18 protein-coding genes and 4 tRNA genes are annotated in these 16,852 nt (G+C 38.6%); 8 read left to right on the top strand and 14 right to left on the bottom strand.

Annotated elements, in window-relative coordinates; all coding sequences use genetic code 11:
• Positions 1 to 16 precede the first annotated feature (16 nt).
• The 9 genes from trpB to HDE68_RS16645 all read right to left on the bottom strand — a co-directional run bounded on the left by trpB (position 17) and on the right by HDE68_RS16645 (position 6,914).
• Positions 17 to 1,198, bottom strand: coding sequence for a tryptophan synthase subunit beta (gene trpB, locus HDE68_RS16685; RefSeq protein ID WP_183883358.1), 1,182 nt, complete (start codon positions 1,196 to 1,198; stop codon positions 17 to 19).
• Positions 1,199 to 1,242: 44 nt separating this feature from the next.
• A complete protein-coding gene (locus HDE68_RS16680; protein ID WP_183883357.1) occupies positions 1,243 to 1,869 on the bottom strand; it encodes a phosphoribosylanthranilate isomerase in 627 nt (208 codons plus the stop codon).
• A complete protein-coding gene (gene trpD, locus HDE68_RS16675; protein WP_183883356.1) occupies positions 1,866 to 2,852 on the bottom strand; it encodes an anthranilate phosphoribosyltransferase in 987 nt (328 codons plus the stop codon). The genes HDE68_RS16680 and trpD overlap by 4 nt, the downstream gene beginning before the upstream one ends.
• 239 nt (positions 2,853 to 3,091) lie before the next feature.
• Positions 3,092 to 3,616 carry an OmpA family protein gene (locus HDE68_RS16670; RefSeq protein ID WP_183883355.1) on the bottom strand — a complete coding sequence of 175 codons (525 nt, stop codon included), beginning with the start codon at positions 3,614 to 3,616 and terminating at the stop codon, positions 3,092 to 3,094.
• A gap of 79 nt (positions 3,617 to 3,695) precedes the next feature.
• Positions 3,696 to 4,541 (bottom strand): alpha/beta hydrolase, encoded by an 846-nt coding sequence (locus HDE68_RS16665; RefSeq protein WP_260171792.1) that lies wholly within the window; start codon positions 4,539 to 4,541, stop codon positions 3,696 to 3,698.
• A gap of 3 nt (positions 4,542 to 4,544) precedes the next feature.
• A complete protein-coding gene (locus HDE68_RS16660) occupies positions 4,545 to 5,360 on the bottom strand; it encodes an SDR family oxidoreductase (RefSeq protein WP_183883354.1) in 816 nt (271 codons plus the stop codon).
• A 5-nt stretch (positions 5,361 to 5,365) separates the two neighbouring features.
• Positions 5,366 to 5,983 carry a recombination mediator RecR gene (gene recR, locus HDE68_RS16655; protein ID WP_183883353.1) on the bottom strand — a complete coding sequence of 206 codons (618 nt, stop codon included), beginning with the start codon at positions 5,981 to 5,983 and terminating at the stop codon, positions 5,366 to 5,368.
• A gap of 16 nt (positions 5,984 to 5,999) precedes the next feature.
• On the bottom strand, positions 6,000 to 6,464 hold the full coding sequence (locus tag HDE68_RS16650; protein WP_183883352.1) for an RES family NAD+ phosphorylase: 465 nt from the start codon (positions 6,462 to 6,464) through the stop codon (positions 6,000 to 6,002).
• A gap of 12 nt (positions 6,465 to 6,476) precedes the next feature.
• Positions 6,477 to 6,914 carry an antitoxin Xre/MbcA/ParS toxin-binding domain-containing protein gene (locus HDE68_RS16645; protein WP_183883351.1) on the bottom strand — a complete coding sequence of 146 codons (438 nt, stop codon included), beginning with the start codon at positions 6,912 to 6,914 and terminating at the stop codon, positions 6,477 to 6,479.
• A 142-nt stretch (positions 6,915 to 7,056) separates the two neighbouring features.
• On the opposite strand from HDE68_RS16645, the gene HDE68_RS16640 reads away from it, so the two are divergent.
• Both HDE68_RS16640 and HDE68_RS16635 read left to right on the top strand, forming a co-directional pair.
• Positions 7,057 to 8,535 (top strand): sodium:solute symporter, encoded by a 1,479-nt coding sequence (locus HDE68_RS16640; RefSeq protein ID WP_183883350.1) that lies wholly within the window; start codon positions 7,057 to 7,059, stop codon positions 8,533 to 8,535.
• Between the two features lie 19 nt (positions 8,536 to 8,554).
• On the top strand, positions 8,555 to 9,262 hold the full coding sequence (locus tag HDE68_RS16635) for a TIGR00730 family Rossman fold protein (protein ID WP_183883349.1): 708 nt from the start codon (positions 8,555 to 8,557) through the stop codon (positions 9,260 to 9,262).
• A gap of 31 nt (positions 9,263 to 9,293) precedes the next feature.
• On the opposite strand, the gene HDE68_RS16630 is transcribed toward HDE68_RS16635, so the two are convergent.
• The gene (locus tag HDE68_RS16630) at positions 9,294 to 9,884 is read right to left on the bottom strand and encodes a DUF502 domain-containing protein (protein WP_183883348.1); all 591 of its coding nucleotides are present in this window, start codon (positions 9,882 to 9,884) and stop codon (positions 9,294 to 9,296) included.
• A gap of 9 nt (positions 9,885 to 9,893) precedes the next feature.
• Positions 9,894 to 12,353: a bifunctional UDP-N-acetylmuramoyl-tripeptide:D-alanyl-D-alanine ligase/alanine racemase gene (locus tag HDE68_RS16625; protein WP_183883347.1), complete on the bottom strand. Its 2,460-nt coding sequence runs from the start codon at positions 12,351 to 12,353 to the stop codon at positions 9,894 to 9,896.
• A 140-nt stretch (positions 12,354 to 12,493) separates the two neighbouring features.
• Between HDE68_RS16625 and HDE68_RS16620 the strand changes: the two genes are divergently transcribed.
• The 5 genes from HDE68_RS16620 (at position 12,494) to HDE68_RS16600 (ending at position 13,570) form a co-directional block, all read left to right on the top strand.
• A complete protein-coding gene (locus HDE68_RS16620; RefSeq protein ID WP_183883346.1) occupies positions 12,494 to 12,979 on the top strand; it encodes a regulatory protein RecX in 486 nt (161 codons plus the stop codon).
• Between the two features lie 136 nt (positions 12,980 to 13,115).
• Positions 13,116 to 13,188 (top strand) — tRNA-Gly (locus HDE68_RS16615).
• Positions 13,189 to 13,236: 48 nt separating this feature from the next.
• Positions 13,237 to 13,321: transfer RNA gene (locus tag HDE68_RS16610), tRNA-Leu, on the top strand.
• A gap of 43 nt (positions 13,322 to 13,364) precedes the next feature.
• Positions 13,365 to 13,437: transfer RNA gene (locus HDE68_RS16605), tRNA-Gly, on the top strand.
• Positions 13,438 to 13,485: 48 nt separating this feature from the next.
• A tRNA-Leu gene (locus HDE68_RS16600) sits at positions 13,486 to 13,570 on the top strand.
• A 47-nt stretch (positions 13,571 to 13,617) separates the two neighbouring features.
• Here the strand turns inward: HDE68_RS16600 and HDE68_RS16595 are convergent.
• The 3 genes from HDE68_RS16595 to HDE68_RS16585 all read right to left on the bottom strand — a co-directional run bounded on the left by HDE68_RS16595 (position 13,618) and on the right by HDE68_RS16585 (position 15,612).
• Positions 13,618 to 13,767, bottom strand: a complete 150-nt coding sequence (locus tag HDE68_RS16595; RefSeq protein WP_183883345.1) for a hypothetical protein — start codon at positions 13,765 to 13,767, stop codon at positions 13,618 to 13,620.
• Between the two features lie 80 nt (positions 13,768 to 13,847).
• Positions 13,848 to 14,651, bottom strand: coding sequence for a helix-turn-helix domain-containing protein (locus HDE68_RS16590; protein ID WP_183883344.1), 804 nt, complete (start codon positions 14,649 to 14,651; stop codon positions 13,848 to 13,850).
• 64 nt (positions 14,652 to 14,715) lie between these two features.
• Positions 14,716 to 15,612, bottom strand: coding sequence for an SDR family NAD(P)-dependent oxidoreductase (locus HDE68_RS16585; protein ID WP_221300772.1), 897 nt, complete (start codon positions 15,610 to 15,612; stop codon positions 14,716 to 14,718).
• Positions 15,613 to 15,946: 334 nt separating this feature from the next.
• Between HDE68_RS16585 and HDE68_RS16580 the strand changes: the two genes are divergently transcribed.
• Positions 15,947 to 16,849 (top strand): NAD(P)-dependent oxidoreductase, encoded by a 903-nt coding sequence (locus tag HDE68_RS16580; protein ID WP_183883343.1) that lies wholly within the window; start codon positions 15,947 to 15,949, stop codon positions 16,847 to 16,849.
• The last annotated feature ends 3 nt before the right edge of the window (positions 16,850 to 16,852 follow it).

The following is a 16,852-nucleotide window of genomic DNA, read 5'->3' as shown; positions in this document are numbered from 1 at the left end:
ATGCTATATATATGTACTAAAAACCGAAATGCTTCATGTAGGTATCCATGTCTTTATCTCCCCTGCCGGACAAACAAACCACTACATTTTCTCCACCTGTAAATTTCATTTTCTCTAAATGAGCCAGCGCATGTGCACTTTCAATAGCAGGAATAATTCCTTCCAGCTGTGTACAAAGTAAACCCGCATCCAATGCTTCATCATCTGTGATTGAAACATATTCTGCCCTTGTCGTTTTAAAAAGATGTGCATGCTGCGGGCCTATTCCGGGGTAATCCAGTCCGGCTGAAACAGAATGTGGTTCTACCACCTGTCCATCTGCTGTTTGCATCAAAATACTCCTGCTTCCATGCAATACACCTTCTTTACCTAAAAAAGTTGTGGCTGCTGAGAATCCGGTACCGACACCTTTACCTCCTGCTTCTATAGCGATTAGTTTTACGTTTTCATCATTGATAAAATGATAAAACATCCCCATAGCATTACTGCCACCACCTACACAGGCCAATACATAATCAGGCTGATCGCTGCCGGTTTGTTCGGCTAACTGTTTTTTAGTTTCTTCTGAAATAACAGATTGAAAAATCGATACCATATCAGGATATGGATGCGGGCCTACAACAGATCCTATAATATAATGTGTATCTACCGGATTATTGATCCAGTCACGCATAGCTTCATTTGTTGCATCTTTCAGTGTTTTACTTCCTGATACCGCCGAAACTACTTTAGCACCCAGCATTTTCATCCGGGCTACATTTGGTGCCTGACGCTGAATATCAATCTCTCCCATATAAACTACGCATTCCAAACCCCGTAATGCACATACTGTTGCTGTGGCTACACCATGCTGTCCTGCACCGGTTTCAGCAATGATCCTCTTTTTACCTAATTTCTCAGCCAGTAAAATCTGGCCAATGGTATTGTTTATTTTATGCGCCCCGGTATGGTTCAGGTCTTCTCTTTTAAGAAAGATATTCGCATTATACTTTTTTGATAAACGCTGCGCAAGATAAAGCGGGGACGGCCTGCCTACATAGTCTTTCAGCAAATGATGGAATTCCTTTTGGAAATCTGCATCACCAGTGATTTTCAGATAATTTTGTCTCAGTTCTTCGACATTCGGATAAAGCATTTCCGGAATGTATGCACCTCCGAAATCTCCGTAATAACCTTTTTCATTTACAAAATAATTCATAGTCTTATCTTTTAGCAGGATACCTGATCAGCATCCTTTTATTTTTAAATTTTAGCAAGAATCAGTTTACAAGTACGCAGCAGGCCGATATCTTTTAAACCTGGCGAAAGTTCAAACCGGCTGTTGACATCTATTGCATATAAACGATCATCTTTAATATTTTCCAGCTCAGCAAGCTGCTCTATTCCTATTCCCCCGCTCAAAAAATAGGGTGTCTCATTTTTATAGTGTTCCAGAAGTTGCCAGCTGAAAGTTTTACCTGAACCTCCGTGATCCGGGGTTTGTGTGTCAAAAAGGAAATAATCTACCTGTGCTGTATAAGCATCTAGTTTACTGAAATCAAAATCAGCGTCTATACCGAAGGCTTTGATAACTTCTGCATGGCCTTTCAGTGCAGCGCAATAATCAGCACTTTCATGACCATGTAACTGAACAGCTTTCAGGTCATATTTTAGAATTGCACTTTTCACCTTTTCAAGTTCTTCATTGACAAATACACCAGTAGTTTTGATAGCTGCAGGTATATTTCTAATCAGCAAAGGATCAGGATCAGCTATAAATCTTTTAGAACCAGGGTAAAAAATGAAGCCTGTATAATCCGGCTGCAAGGCTATTACCTCAGCTATATTAGCAGGGACTTTCATGCCGCAGATTTTCAGTTTGATACTCATCCTATTAAATTCCGGAAACTTTTCAGTGCAAGACCGCCTACCAGTGAAGATTCTGCTTCATAAAAACAATCTGCAAAAGATTGTTCTGGTTTGATCGTCTGTATCGCAATTGCAGCATTACATAAGACCACATTGTTTTGCGGATCAGTACCTGTGCCTTGTAATACATTGATAAAGATATCGGCCGATGATTTAATGGTCGAACCACCAGCAATTTCATATTCATTAATTTCCTCAAAACCCAGATCACTTACTTTAATTAAAGCCTCTCCGGTTTTACTGAATGTTTTAAAGTCGCAGGTTAATGAAACTTCATCAAAACCATTCACCGCATGTATAATGGTATAATTTTTATCAGTCTCCTGGTACAGGTAGGCATATAAACGTGCCAGTTCAAGACTGAATACACCTACGATCTGATTTTTCGGCTGCGCCGGATTTACCATTGGCCCCAGCATATTGAAAAAGGTTTTAACGCCTAAATCTTTACGGATCGGGGCGACAATTTTCATAGCAGGATTGAACAGCGGTGCATGGATAAAACAGATTCCTGCGCTGTCAAGGCTTCTTTTCAGCTCATCCTGATTATCTGTAAAGGTATAACCCAGGTGTTCCATCACATTGGATGAACCGCAGCCCGAAGAAACGCCGTAATTACCGTGTTTGGCAACTTTATATCCTGCTCCGGCTACGACAAAAGAGGCCAGTGTAGAGATATTAAAGGTATCTTTTCCATCTCCACCGGTACCGCAAAGGTCTACCAGTTCGTAATTGGAGAGGTCAACTTTTACACAAAGGTCAAGCATCGCATCACGGAAACCCTGCAATTCGGCAACCGTAATATTACGCATCCCGAAGGCCGTAATAAATGCCGCAATCTGCGAAGTATTAAATTCCCCGGAGGCAATTGCTGTCAGAATCCGCTGGGCTTCTACCCTGCTGAAAGATTTGTTTTCGAATAAGTGGTTAAGTATTTTCTTCATGGGGAATCAAAAAAAAAGGGCTGCTTAAAAAGCAACCCTCAAAATATTGTATATAAAATAAAACGTACAAAATAGGGTTACACTACGCAATTGCGTTGTGCCACCACCAAATGTTAAGTCCGTTTGTTTGTATCATTGTAAAGCAAATATGGAATTGTTTTTGGAAAAGAACAACTATTTACTGATTTATTTTTTTACAATATTTAGCGTCTGTTTAAACAGGCGCAGAATTCACCTGATTACTGGCTTACTTTAATTTCAACCCTGCGGTTCAATTCTTTACCTTCTTCAGTTGCATTTGACTTCAATGGTTTTGTTGCGCCAAAACCTTTGATTGTTAAATTAGCACCATTAATTCCTGCATTTACTAAATAAGATTTTACTGAATTCGCTCTGTCTACAGATAAAGACATATTGTGCTCTACTGTACCTTCTGCTGAAGAGTGTCCGTTTAAAACAAATTTAACCGAAGTATCTTTTTTCATTTCTTTAGCCACATTGTCCAGGATTTGGAATGAAGCAGTTTTTAACACACCAGAGTTGAACTCAAACTGAACATTACTAAAATTATAATCTGGTTTTTCTGGTGCAGGTGCTTCTGTTTTTTCTTCAACAGGTGCTTTCTCTACTGGTTTTTCTACAGGTTTTTCAGCTACTACAGGTGGGTTTGGTTTTGCAACGATCTTTTTTGTTTTACATGCCTGCAAAGAAAGGGCAAATACTCCGATACCAGCTAATACTAAATGTGCTTTTTGGATTTTCATTGTGTGTGTTTTTGTTCTTATTAAAGGTTAAAATTTGTGAATTGTAAACATAAATAAATTCTCGTAACCTGCATATTAATTATTCAATGCGTTTTAAAAAATTAAGGATAAGATCATATAATTTGTTGCTGCCAAATACCATCTGAGAAATCATTCCGACATGTTTCTTTTTAGGGATCACATGTAATTCTGTTGGGACATGGGCAATTTCCAGCAATTTGTTTAGTCTTTCGGACTGCAATTGTATAGCGGGATAGGTTTTCGCTCCGTAAAAAATAAGGTGAGGGTTCTTACTGTTTGCCACATAATGTAAAGGAGAACCTTTTTCCCAGATCGCAGGATCTGCAGAGAATGACCGCAGAAAATCATAATAGCTGTTATCTTTTTCAGCACTGGTCATATATTCTTTCATATCCAGGCCAAAAGCATCGTTAAGGATTACTCCTTTGACAGGATTGACCAAACCAGCCTGCTTAAAATAAACCGGATCATCATTGATCAGCTCAGCCAGGTGCCCTCCGGCAGAATGTCCCATTAAAAAGATCCTGCCAGGATTACCTCCAAATTTACTCACATGATCTTTCACCCATTTAACTGCCTGAGCACAGTCCTGGGCCATGCGCTCAAACTTATTTTCTGGTGTCAGCCCATAATTGATGTTGACAGTGACTACCCCTTTACGTGCCAGGTTTCTTCCCAGCCACCAGTAAGTGTCCTTTTTTCCGCTGCTCCACGATCCTCCATGGATAAAGACAATAACATCTTTAGCCTGAGTTATATCTTTTTGATAAAAAACATCCAGCTGCCTGTAAGTATCATTTGCATCGGTATAATTGATATTCTTCTCTACTTTTACTTTAGCAGATAAAGCAGAAAATTGTCCCAGGAAAGCAAATAGCATCAGTATGTTTTTTAAAACGGTCATTCCTTATTTAATTAAGGCATTCTTCTCTTTTGTAAAGTGATTGAATACCAGTTTATCGGCCAGTGCCGGAAACAATTTATTGATCCATACCGTTAATTTTCCCTGTCCGGTCATAATCAATGTACGCTTACGTGCAGCGATCCCATTAACTATGTTTACTGCCACTTCTTCGGATGACATCATTTTACCTTCTTCCATACTGGTTTCTCCATGAGATTTACCATCTTTTGCCAATGCCGCAACACGGATATTAGAAGTTGTAAAACCAGGGCAGGCAACCATTACATGTACTCCTGTCTGCAGAATTTCTGTTCTAAGGGCCTCCATGAACCCATTCATTGCAAATTTTGAGGCCGAATAACCTGTTCTTCCTGGCAAACCACGGTAACCTGCTATAGATGAAACGCCAATTATGCTTCCTTTAGTCTTTAAAATTTCCGGCAATGCATATTTAGTGCAATATACAGTACCCCAGAAATTAACATCCATCAGGTTTTTAAGTACTGATAAATCAAGTTCATTAAATAACGCACGCATAGATAAACCTGCATTGTTAACCATCACATCGATTTGGTTAAAGGTCAATAAGGCCTGCCTGATTAATTCTTCGCAATCTGCTTCTTTACTTACATCTGCCTGTACGGCCAATGCTTTAATCCCATATCTTTTTTCAAGATCTGCAGTAACCTCACATAAAGTCACGAATTGTCTGGCTGCCAGCACTAAATTTGCACCGCGTTTAGCAAATTCTTCTGCACATGATTTTCCTATACCCGATGATGCACCGGTAATAATGACTACTTTATTCTTAAAATCCATGGTGATTATTTGGTTAATGAGTTTGCATATGGTACCCTGGTTACAATAGAGCGGCCTAAGGTGATTTCGTCTGCATATTCCAGCTCACCGCCAAAGGCGATGCCGCGGGCAATAGTTGTAATTGGTATTTGAAAGTCTTTAAGTCTTTTGTACAGATAGAATAAGGTAGTATCCCCTTCCATAGTTGCACTGAGAGCCAGAATAATCTCTTTTACAGGGGTAGTTGCCACCCGCTGAACTAAAGAATCTATAAATAAATCGGAAGGTCCGATCCCGTCCATTGGAGAAATCAAACCACCCAGTACATGGTAAACACCAAAATACTGAGAAGTATTTTCAACAGCCATCACGTCACGTGTATCTTCGACTACACAAATGACCTCTTTTTCCCTTTTAGGGGCAGCACAGATCCCGCAAATAGGTAAATCTGATATATTATGACAAATACTACAGTGTTTTATATCTTTTCTCAACCTGATAATGGAATTACCGAAAGTATCGACTTCCTCTTGTTCCTTATTCAATAAATGCAGTACCAGACGCAATGCGGTCTTTTGTCCTACACCGGGTAGTTTAGAAAATTCGTTAACAGCGTCTTCGAGGAGCTTGGAAGAAAAGTTCATTTTACAAATTTATACTTTATTTCACTAATCTTGCATCTACAGCTAACTCTTCAATTAATCTGATCTTAACCAGGTCATGATAACCTGGAAATAAAGGGTTCAGCAAATAATTGTATTCTAACTTATTGATGGCAGACCTGATTTTAATGGCCAGAAATTTCCGGTGCTCCATCAACTGATCCCCTACTATTTTATTTTGAAGGTTTCCTGTTTCCCGCCAGCTTTCAGGATAAATTTTGTCCGGGAGCGTATAAATAAGGGCATCATCTGCACTTATTCCGATACTCATGATATAAAGATTCGGAGGCGTATTTTCTATTTCAAAATGAACCAGGTTTTCAAGATAGGCCAAAGAGCTGTTTTCGCTGGTATATAACATATATGTTCCGGCATTATTCCAGCGCCCGCCTTCTTTATAAGCCCCCATACCAGACAGATCGGTGGCCCGTTTTTTTAATTTTGCAATACGGTATACAATCATAAAGAACAGTTTTTAGGAATAAACCCCTTCTTCAATTCTGCCTAAAACATTATCAACCATTGCCAGTCCGGTAGGAATGTAAAACAAATCCAAAGGTTTCATTTGATTCAACGCTCTATTAGGCGTGTTTAACCATTTTTGCATCTTTTCTTCATCTTCAAAAACTTCAAAAGCATGGGCTACAACCTTGGTTACTTCTATCACATGAGAGGAAGTGTATTTATCTAATACGTCATCCGCTTTTTTTCTTTCCAGAGTTTTAACAGACAGATTCAGTATATCTTCAGCAAAACTCTTCTTGGTCATCCCCATATGACTGACCAATGCATCTAAAGAAGCTTTCTTTATCCCTTGATTGCTTAAAGTGATTAAATCAAAAGCAGATTTAATTTTTTCCCGTATCAGATCTGTTCCGCCTAATAAATAGACCAGACTATTTTCATGTAGCATAACCGACATTTTCACTAAAGGTAAGGATAATATGTCGCATTAATAAAAGCTCATTTTAAAATTTATTGGATATTTTTTAAAAGGGGCTTTGATTATTAGAGGATGAATTCCTTACATTTAGCACCTAAAATTTAATTAAAATATGACCCCCTCCATCCTCTTATCCTTTCTGTTAGGATATTTTACTCTTTTAATAGGAGTAGCATATTTCACTTCCAGAAATGCCTCTGACAACGCCTCTTTTTTTATTGCCAACCGCAATTCGAAATGGTATCTCGTAGCCTTTGGAATGATTGGAACAGCACTTTCGGGGGTAACTTTCATTTCTGTACCGGGCGCTGTAGGCAAAAGTGAGTTTGCCTATTTTCAATTTGTATTAGGAAGCGCAGCAGGCTTTATTGTTGTGGCGACAGTTCTTTTACCGCTTTATTACCGGATGAACCTCATCTCCATTTATACCTATCTGGAAAAAAGACTAGGTACTTACAGCTATAAAACCGGCGCAGTAATTTTTCTGATTTCCAGAACAATAGGCTCTTCTTTCAGGCTATACCTGGTTGCTATTGTACTACAAAAGTTCATTTTTGATCCCTGGAATGTCCCTTTCTGGTTAACCATTGTACTTTGCCTGGTATTAATCTGGATTTACACGCATAAAGGAGGTCTTAAAACTATTATTATCACAGATACTTTACAAACTGTCTTTCTGTTGTTATCAGTAGTACTATCTATTGTATTCATTGCCAAATCACTGAACCTGGATTTAGCAGGTACTTTTGAAGCGGTAAAAAACAGCAGTTATTCAAAAATATTCTTCTGGGAGGATTTTATGACCAGTAAATCCCATTTCCTGAAACAGTTTTTAGGAGGGGCTTTTGTTACTATAGCCATGGTAGGCCTGGATCAGGATCTGATGCAAAAGAACCTGAGTATGAAAAATATTGGCGAGGCACAAAAAAACATGTTCACTTTTACAGGTGTATTTATTGTAATGAATATCTTTTTCCTGAGTGTAGGGGCTTTACTTTATCTTTACGCAGCAAAAAATGGCATAGTGGTTGCTGACTTAAAAACACCAGATCACCTTTATCCTGAAATTGCTTTAAATCATTTAAATATTATTCCCGGAATTATTTTCATGCTGGGTTTAACAGCTGCAACATTCGCAACTACGGATTCTGCACTGACAGCACTGACAACTTCCTTTTGTATGGATTTTCTGCATTTTGATAAAAAAGAAAATCAGAACGACCCTAAACTGGTTACACAGAGACATTGGGTACATATTGGTTTTTCGTTTGTAATGATTGCCGTTATACTGATTTTTAAGGCTATTAATGATGATTCAGTTGTGAATTCAATCTTTACCGTAGCGGGATATACTTATGGCCCACTATTAGGTTTATTTGCATTTGGTATGCTGACTAAGAAAGCAGTTGAAGATAAATTAGTACCTTACCTGTGTATCGCATCACCTGTGCTCTGCCTGATCATCAATACACACAGTGTAAAATGGTTCGGTTATACTATGGGTTTTGAACTGATTTTGCTAAACGGTTTGATCACATTTTTACTACTTTGGGTTACCGGAAAATATACGGAAGACCAGACTAAATTTTAAAATATAAATAAGCAATATAATGACGAGTGAAGAGAAAATAAGAAATGCGTTTGAAAACAAAAACTGGCAGGAAATCAAAGTAACTGATTCCTGGCAGATCTTTAAAATAATGGCCGAATTTGTAGACGGTTTTGAAAAACTGGCTAAAATTGGCCCATGTGTATCAATTTTTGGTTCTGCAAGAACTGCTGAGACCAACAAGTATTATCAAATGGCGGTAGACTGTGGTAAATTACTGACAGACCGTGGATATGGAGTAATTACAGGTGGTGGCCCGGGTATTATGGAAGCTGGTAATAAAGGCGCACATACCAATGGCGGAAAGTCTGTAGGACTGAATATTGACCTGCCTTTTGAGCAGTTTCACAATAAATATGTAGATCATAATAAATTACTGCAATTTGATTACTTCTTTGTAAGAAAAGTAATGTTTATGAAATACTCACAGGGTTTTATCGTATTACCTGGTGGAATGGGAACTATGGATGAGTTATTTGAGGCGATCACTTTAATTCAGACTGGTAAAATTGCCCGTTTCCCTATCGTATTATTAGGAAAAGATTACTGGGGTGGATTAATTGACTGGATCAAGAATACAATGCTTGAGAAAGAACATAATATTCATGCAGAAGATTTAAATCTGTTCAGATTAGCTGATACAGCTGAGGAAGCAACAGAGCATATCTTCAGATTCTATGACAAATACGTGCTGAAACCTAATTTCTAGGTTAATAGCTATTTTACAAATAAAGCAGGGGTTAGATATGACTAACCCCTCCTGATACGACTAATTTCATAGCATCAGCAGCATTCATATTCAATTCTTTGATCTTGTCTTTAGAGACTACGCAAACCTGTCCTGCAAAAGAGTAGGAAAAAGGAAAATAAACTACACAATCTCCGGGTAAGCTAATAGAAGACAAGTCGTTCTGCGTCAAAAAACCAATTCTTTTAATATCTGCTGTGATCTCTACGAGTACAGGGTGATTAAATTTCTTTTCATCTCCTACAAAGGCTTCTGTAAGGTCTTTAATAGAAGAATAAATAAAGTTTAAACCTGGCAATCTGTTCATCCAGCGATTGAACCAGTTATACATTGGCTCAGTCACAAAATTGGTCACAAATATCCCTGCAGTCAAGATCAAAGCAACTACAAGTGCAAGCCCCAAACCAGGGATATTCCTGCTTTCGCCTGTTCTTGGATCAACGCCTAAGATATTATTCACATTCAACCAGCTATCGACTGTTGTCACGGCCCAGATCACAATATAAATACTTAACGCTATAGGCAATACGATTAATAGTCCTTTAATCAGGTAATTTAAAAGTGCCTTCCCAATCCTGTTCATAACACAAAACTACTCATAAAAATAGATGCGTTTTACCCTTTGAGATATATTTGTTAAAATCTCATATGGAATTGTACCAATCTGTTCCGCTAAATCGGCAATAGTCAGCTCATTATTAAAAATAATCACTTCATCACCGGTTTTAGCATCAAGTCCTGTCACGTCGAGCATACACATGTCCATTGCAATTGTACCAATTACAGGGGCTGATTTACCATTGACAAGCATCTTCCCTACCCCATTACTAAATGACCTTCTGTAACCATCAGCATAACCTATTTTGACCGTTGCAGTAGTGCCACCGTCAGGCAGTACGCCCCAGCGTCCATAACCGATAGTATCTTTCGGGCCTACGTTTTTAATTTGTGTAATCGTAGTTTTTAAAACCGCTACGGTACGCAGCCCGGTCTGATCTTTTAAACCACTGTCATAACCGTATAAACCGATGCCTATTCTTACCATATCCAGTTGTGCTTCGGGATGCCTGGTAATGGCCGAAGTATTGGAAATATGACGTATAAAATCATAACCAAGACTTTTTCGCAGTGCTGTACTGAGATGAAGATAGGTTTGGAGCTGATAACCGGTAAATTCATCATGTTTTTCATCTTCACTGGCTGCAAGATGAGAAAAAGCGGAAACTACTTTTATCTTTTTTGTCTGGTTTAGCAAAGGGAGTAATTCTGCTAAGTCAGGCTCTTCAAACCCAAGACGGTGCATACCGGTATCTATTTTAATATGCACAGGGTAAGCTTGTTGAGTTTCCGGTAAAAAAGCAATAAATGCTTTCAGAATCTCCATATTATAAAGCTCCGGTTCCAGCTTATATTTCAGAATTGCCTCAAAAGCGAATGGCTCGGGGCTCATTACCATAACAGGCAATGTAATCCCGGCTTTTCTTAGCGCAATCCCTTCATCTGCATAAGCTACAGCAAGATAATCTACCTGGTGATATTGCAGGAGATTTGCAATCTCGAAACTTCCGCTTCCATAAGAAAAGGCTTTGACCATGGCCATGACCTTTACGCCCGGTGCCAGTTTTGATTTGTAAAATTTCAGATTACTGGCAAGTGCATTTAAATCAATCTCCATGACCGTTCCATGAACTTTCTGTGTCAGGAGTTTACTGATCCGCTCAAATTCAAATCGCCTTGCACCTTTAACAAGAATCGTTTCATTGCTAAAACTGAGTGCAGGAAATTGCTGAATAAATTCTTCTGTACTTTCAAAAAAGGTATTCTGAAGCTCAAACAGAGCTGCAAATGAAGAAATATGTGAACCGATACCGATCAATCTGTTTACCTGTTTCTGTTTTAATAAAGCGGCAATTTCAGTATAGAGTTCAATATCAGCTTTCCCGGTCTGTAACAGGTCTGACAAAATCAGGGTTTTTACAGGATGCTGGTTTTGCTGATTCAGAAAATCAAGGGCTATAGAAAGCGAAGAAATATCAGCACTATAGGAATCATCAATGATAGAACATTGATTGATCCCATTCTTTAATTCCAGACGCATATTTACGGCCGTCAGGCGTTCTAAACGGAGATCGGCCTGCTCTGGTGTATATCCCATTGCTAATAAGGCGGCCCAGCAGATAATTCCGTTTTCCACGGATGCCTTGTCTCCAAAAGGAAGAAGGCATTCAATTTCTTCATTTTTATAAAGGGCCTTTACATAACTTTTTCCGTTGATAGGCTCTACAAACAGAATGGATAAATCGGCATTGGTTTGTGTACTCCAGGAGAATTGTTTTTCACCAGGCAGCTCTGCAGGCGCTATTCCATGCATATATTCTGGTGAGTAAATAAAAAGCTTTACCCCTTTGAATAATTTCAGTTTCTCTTTCAGTTTTTCTGCCGAAGAGGTAAATCCTTCGGCATGTGCCTCTCCTATATTAGTCAGAATACCTATAGTGGGCTGTATAATTCCGGCCAGGTTCTGCATTTCTCCCTGTTTGGAAATACCCGCTTCAAAAATCCCAAGGTTATTTTCCTGGTTGATCTGCCAGACTGACAAGGGAACACCAAGCTGAGAGTTAAAACTTTTTGGGCTCCTGACTATATTGAAATCTGCTGAAAGTAACTGGTATAACCATTCTTTTACAATAGTTTTCCCGTTACTGCCTGTAATGGCTATCACTTCCATCTCAAATTTTTTGCGGTGGGCAGCTCCTATCTCTTGCAGGGCGGCCTGTACATCAGGAACCAGAAGAAAATTAGCATCAGGGAAGTTCTGTTGATATTCAGGCTTACTGATCACAAAGTTTCTAATCCCCCTGGCATAGGCTTCCGCGATAAACTCATGTCCGTCCCTTAATGCAGGTATTGCAAAAAATAAAGACGTTTCAGGGCTGATTACAATACGGCTGTCTATTAACAGGCTATTAATTAAAGCAGGGTGTTTTAATTCGAAGGATTCTATATTTAAAATTTCAGCAATCTGCTGAATGTTGTAGCTGATTTCACGCATTGATCCAGATATAATATTGGGGCTAAAGTTAACCTTTTCCAGGGGGCTGTTTAAATTTTGAAGATAAAATTTAACAGGGCTCTGATAATAATGCGGATATTTACGGCAGCAGCTATTTAACTCTGCTATGCTATAACACATTGGAAAAAGAATATTCAAAACCCGCCCTGGATAAAAGATCTGCTTTAGTCAAAGCAGAGAGTTATTGCGCTTACCAGGAGCGTGCACAACAAGAAGTCAGAAATAAACTTTATGACTGGGGCCTGAGAACTGATGAAGTAGAAGAAGTCATCACTGAATTAATTCTGAATAACTTTCTGAATGAAGAAAGATTTGCCATGAATTATGTTTCCGGCAAGTTTAATATCAAGAAATGGGGTAAGATCAAGATCAAACAAGGACTTAAATTGAAAAAGATTCCCGAAAAAATGATCTTAAAGGCCCTGAATACGATCGATTATGATGATTATTTAAAGACTATCCTCGCAACGGCAGAAAAGAAATCGGCAGTTTTAACAGAGAAAGATGCTTATAAAAGAAAATATAAGCTGATTACCTACCTTATGGGAAAGGGCTTTGAAAATAATTTGATTTCTGAAGTCCTGAATGACAATAACTTAAGATAATACCTGTTTTTTTTATTAAAAATAACTTGACAGTAATATAAAAGTCCTTATATTTGCAATCCCAAACGGAAACAAGGTATACAGTTTTAAGCCTTGCAAAAATGAGGGAAACATCGGATGATGTGATAAAACCAATGCGAAAGTAGCTCAGTTGGTAGAGCACGACCTTGCCAAGGTCGGGGTCGCGAGTTCGAATCTCGTCTTTCGCTCTAAGTGTCTTCTTTACCGGAAGACATTTATTTAAAAGGTTAACACCTGCTCAGATGGTGGAACTGGTAGACACGCAGGACTTAAAATCCTGTGACCTTAAAAGTCGTGCGGGTTCGATTCCCGCTCTGAGTACTAACTGTATAAAGTTATACAGAACCGATAATACAATACCAATGCGAAAGTAGCTCAGTTGGTAGAGCACGACCTTGCCAAGGTCGGGGTCGCGAGTTCGAATCTCGTCTTTCGCTCTAAAACCTTCTAACAGAAGGTTTTTATTTTTAAAAGGTTTAACACCTGCTCAGATGGTGGAACTGGTAGACACGCAGGACTTAAAATCCTGTGACCTTAAAAGTCGTGCGGGTTCGATTCCCGCTCTGAGTACTGCTGAAAGGCTCACGTTTTACGTGAGCCTTTTTTGTTTACAACCTTTAAAGTACCATTGGTATATAAACATAGTCTGTAAGTTTAGCTCCTTCTATTTGAGCAGCTTTTTCATTGTACTGTTTCAATATCTGTGCAGCACAAGGGAAACTGATTTTGTCCAGAGACATTAATCTGCGTGCTATATCCCTGTTCACAGTCTGCACCGGTTTTGGTACCGGCCATTTCCCTTTTTCATAAATATAAGCGTTGATGAATTTTGGATGCTCGGGATGTTCTAGATTTTTGAAGGTGCCATCCCGTATTTCTTCTTAAAAGCGAAAGAAAAATGTGACAGGTCTTCAAAACCTACCTCCAGATAAACATCAGATACAGTTTTACCTTTTTCTTTAATCAAATGGTAGGCTTCCTGTAATCTTCTTTGCTGCAGCCACCTGCCTGGTGAGAGCTGATAAAGTTTTTCAAAATCCCTTTTGAAAGTCGCGAGGCTTCTTCCTGTCAAATAGGCGAACCTATTCATTTCTACATTGAAGTGAAAATTCTTATTCATAAAAGCTTCCAGATCAATTTTGCCCGGTTCTGTAAAATCAAACAAGATATCCGCAAGTTCCGGATTGGTCTGCAACAGAATTAAAACCGCTTCTCTGAGTTTTAAAGACAGCAGTTTTTCATTTTCCGGTTGCTTTAGCTGATAAGGAGCAAGAGAATCCATAAAACTTTTATAAAGCGGATCGGGTTTGAGGTATTGGATAATTTCACTTTCCTGCTTTTTCACGGCTTCATAGCCATATTCTCTACTAAAATCACGAAGTGTTTGCTGATCAAGACGGATAGAAATAGATTTAAATTCTCCGTTTTCTGGTGGTAGTTTAGTAAACTTAACCAGGTTATTCTTTTTCAGAAACCGAAAGTCCCCTTCCCTGAAAACATGTGATTGATTACCATCATCCATCAGGAGTGTACCAGATAGCTGATAAAAAAAGATATGTTCAGGTATAAACTGCTCCCCTTCCCTGCTTCTGTTTACATAGCAGGAATAAAGGATACCCGTCAATTTCTTATCTTCTTCTTTTTTGAACATCTCAATAATAATTCAAATATATGGGTTAAGCATCAGCAATAAAGCTGATGCTTACATTTTAATACTACCCTTTTTTTAACAGTGCTTTCCCTTGTTCGGTTTCCAGGAAATTTACAGCATCTGCATGATCTGTAGAAACAGAAACAGGCATCCACTGCTCGAGTTCTTCTGTTCTCACGGCATCAGCATGTTTTAAAATACTTATTGCTTCGCTCCCTAAGATCAGGTGTACTGGCGGCTGGGGATGTTCAACCAGCTCAATCATTACTCCGGCTGCTTTGTCAGGATCTCCCATTGGAATAAAATCACCTGATTTAAACATATCAATTCGCTGATCTACAATTTCGTATCCTTCAATTTGTTGAGCATAAGTCATAGAATCACCTGCCCAGCCGGTACGGAACCCACCTGGTTCAACACTGGTAACATATATTCCTAAATGAGCTACTTCTTTAGCCAGTGCCTCACTAAATCCGCTTAAACCAAATTTAGCAGCCTGATAAATAGATAGTCCGATATGACCAACCCTGCCCCCTACTGAACTGATCTGCAGGATACGGCCTGACCTGTTTTTACGCATATACGGTAATACAGCACGTGTAATTTCTATAGGTGCATAAAGATTTGTTTCCAGCTGGCTGCGCACCTGTTCATCTGTGAAACCTTCTGTAGCACCGGTAATCCCAAAACCTGCATTGTTAACCAGTACATCAATACGTCCAAAATGGTCAATCGCACGGCCAACTGCCTGATGGATCTGTTCTTTATTGGTTACTTCTAATTGTACCGGATAAAGCTGTTCCGGATAGGCTGTTAATAGTTCTTTTAATTGTGTTGTATCTCTGGCTGCCGCCACGACGTTATCTCCATTAGCCAAAACACTTTCGGTAAGATTTCTTCCCAGTCCGCGAGAGCTTCCGGTAATAAACCAGACTTTTTTTATTGTTTCTGAATTTGTCATTATCTGTGGTTTTTAATTTAGATAAAGTTCGATACTGCGCAGCCTTTTCGTTTTGTTGAAAAGCTCAATTTATATTTGTTGAAAAGCTCATTGATTGGCAAATAATTGAAAAACAGTTATGAATTGCCTGAGGTTATTCCTATTGATTAATGAATAGACAGGCACAAAGAATTTGTGACTTTAACCTGATGATTTCCTAAAGGAATGACTTGCATTTACTTACCCTCAGAAAATGATGTTTTGACAAGACCTCTGCTGTTTTATTTCTTAAATGTATATCTAATCAATTATAATTAATATATATTCGCATTCCCGATAATTAATTAACAATTTTATGCAATTCGAAAAAATCACTGTAATAGATAGTTGTGGCCTTACTCAGGAAATCATAGATCAGATAGCTGGTCTGTCTAAAAGTAAGATTACCATATATACTGATTATCCTGCAGATGATCAAGAGACGCTTTCCCGTATAGGGGATGCCGATTGTGTACTGGTTAGCTGGCAAACAAAGATCACTGCAGAAATTATAGCAAAGACTGCTCATTTGAAATATATAGGAATGTGCTGCAGTTTATATGATGAGGCATCGGCAAATGTCGATATCGCAGCTGCCCGTGAAAAAGGTATCCAGGTAAAAGGTGTTAAAGATTATGGTGATGAAGGTGCGGTAGAATTTATATTCGCACAGCTCATTTTTTTATTGAAAGGCCTCCTTAAAGTAAGATGGAAAGACGAACCAGTAGAACTGAAAAATAAAAGCATTGGTATTATCGGCCTTGGCACACTGGGATTGATGGTGGCACAGACCGCATTACATTTTGGAATGCAGGTATATTATTTTAGCCGCAGCCGGAAATATGAGCAGGAAGAAAATGGGATTACCTATTTACCATTGGATGAGTTAATGGCAACTTGTGATATCATTACCACACATTTACCTAAAAACACTGTAATTCTTTCAGAAAGAGAGTTTAAATTAAAGAAACCAAATTCAATTCTTGTCAATACTTCATTGGGTGTACCTTTTGAAAAAGAAGCATTTCTAAATTGGATTGACAGTGACAGGAATTTTGCGATCTTCGATGCTGACGGAGTTGGAGATTTTGTGGAGGAGTTTACAGGACATGATCATATTATTTTATCAGATCAGTTTGGAGGTTTTACTTTTGAAGCTAAACAAAGGCTTTCAGAAAAGGTCCTTGCTAATTTAACTAATTTCCTGAACAGCAAATAGTGC

This window comes from Pedobacter cryoconitis (assembly GCF_014200605.1).
In the GTDB taxonomy this organism is placed as follows: domain Bacteria; phylum Bacteroidota; class Bacteroidia; order Sphingobacteriales; family Sphingobacteriaceae; genus Pedobacter; species Pedobacter cryoconitis_B.
This window is presented reverse-complemented; position numbering and strand designations above follow the sequence as displayed.